Consider the following 1519-nt stretch of genomic DNA (forward strand, 5'->3'; position numbering starts at 1 on the left):
GAGACAGGGGGGTGTGGGTGCGCAGTGTGCCGTCTCGGTTGGGGAGTTGGATCTGCTCGCTCCTACCGCTCCCAGTACTTGCAGTACTTCCACCGGCATCGTCGACGTTGCCGAACTTGTCGGTCTTCCCGTTCGTCACAGCGCGATCTCCGGTACGTCGAAGCGGCGGCCCTCGGCCGAGGACTTCAGCCCCAGCTCGGCCAGTTGGACGCCGCGCGCACCGGCCAGGAGGTCCCAGTGGTAGGGCGCGTCGGCGTAGACGTGCCTGAGGAAGAGTTCCCACTGCGCCTTGAAGCCGTTGTCGAACTCGGCGTTGTCGGGCACCTCCTGCCACTGGTCGCGGAAATCCTCGGTGGCGGGGATGTCCGGGTTCCAGACCGGCTTGGGGGTCGCGGAGCGGTGCTGGACACGGCAGTTGCGCAGTCCGGCGACGGCCGAGCCCTCGGTGCCGTCGACCTGGAACTCGACGAGTTCGTCGCGGTTGACGCGGACCGCCCAGGAGGAGTTGATCTGGGCGATCGCGCCGCCCTCCAGCTCGAAGACGCCGTACGCCGCGTCGTCGGCCGTGGCGTCGTACGGTTTGTTCCGCTCGTCCCAGCGCTGCGGGATGTGCGTGGCGGTGAGCGCCTGGACCGACTTCACGCGGCCGAACAGCTCGTGCAGCACGTACTCCCAGTGCGGGAACATGTCGACAACGATGCCACCGCCGTCCTCGGTGCGGTAGTTCCACGAGGGGCGCTGGGCGGACTGCCAGTCGCCCTCGAAGACCCAGTAGCCGAACTCGCCGCGGATGGACAGGACGCGGCCGAAGAAGCCTCCGTCGATGAGCCTCTTGAGCTTGAGCAGTCCGGGGAGGAAGAGCTTGTCCTGGACGACGCCGTGCTTGATGCCGGCCTCGTTCGCCTGGCGGGCCAGCCGGAGGGCTCCGTCGAGGCCGGTCGCGGTCGGTTTCTCCGTGTAGATGTGCTTGCCGGCGGCGATCGCCTTCCCGAGCGCCTCCTCGCGGGCCGAGGTGACCTGCGCGTCGAAGTAGATGTCGACGGTCGGGTCCGCGAGGACGGCGTCGAGGTCCGTGGACCAGTGCTCGATGCCGTGCCGGTCCGCGATCGCCTTCAGGGCGTGCTCGCGGCGGCCGACGAGGACCGGTTCGGGCCACAGCACGGCACCGTCGCCGAGGTCGAGGCCGCCGTGCTCGCGCAGGGCGAGGATCGAGCGGACGAGGTGCTGGCGGTAGCCCATGCGGCCCGTCACACCGTTCATGGCGATGCGCACCGTCTTGCGTGTCACGTCATTCCCTTCATACACGTCGTACACGTCGTACGGGTCGTTTACGTCCTGCGCCGCGTGAACTGGCGAGTGTCGCAGCAAGCGCTTTCTATGTAAGGAGAAGCTAGCCTCTGTGCAGCGGGTCGGACAAGACCGCGGGGGTGACGAGTTGTTCGAGGGGGCGAACGGGGCGGGCTCCCGGCCGTAGGGTCTGCACGAGTCCGGGGACGGCGGCGGGGATGGCAGCGGGGAT

1 protein-coding gene is annotated in these 1519 nt (G+C 68.3%); it reads right to left on the reverse strand.

Translation table 11 applies throughout. From position 1 onward, the window contains the following. Positions 1-135 precede the first annotated feature (135 nt). The gene (locus AOK01_RS40215) at positions 136-1287 is read right to left on the reverse strand and encodes a Gfo/Idh/MocA family protein (RefSeq protein ID WP_055520608.1); all 1152 of its coding nucleotides are present in this window, start codon (positions 1285-1287) and stop codon (positions 136-138) included. Positions 1288-1519 lie beyond the last annotated feature (232 nt).

This window comes from Streptomyces aurantiacus (genome assembly GCF_001418335.1).
GTDB lineage: Bacteria > Actinomycetota > Actinomycetes > Streptomycetales > Streptomycetaceae > Streptomyces > Streptomyces aurantiacus.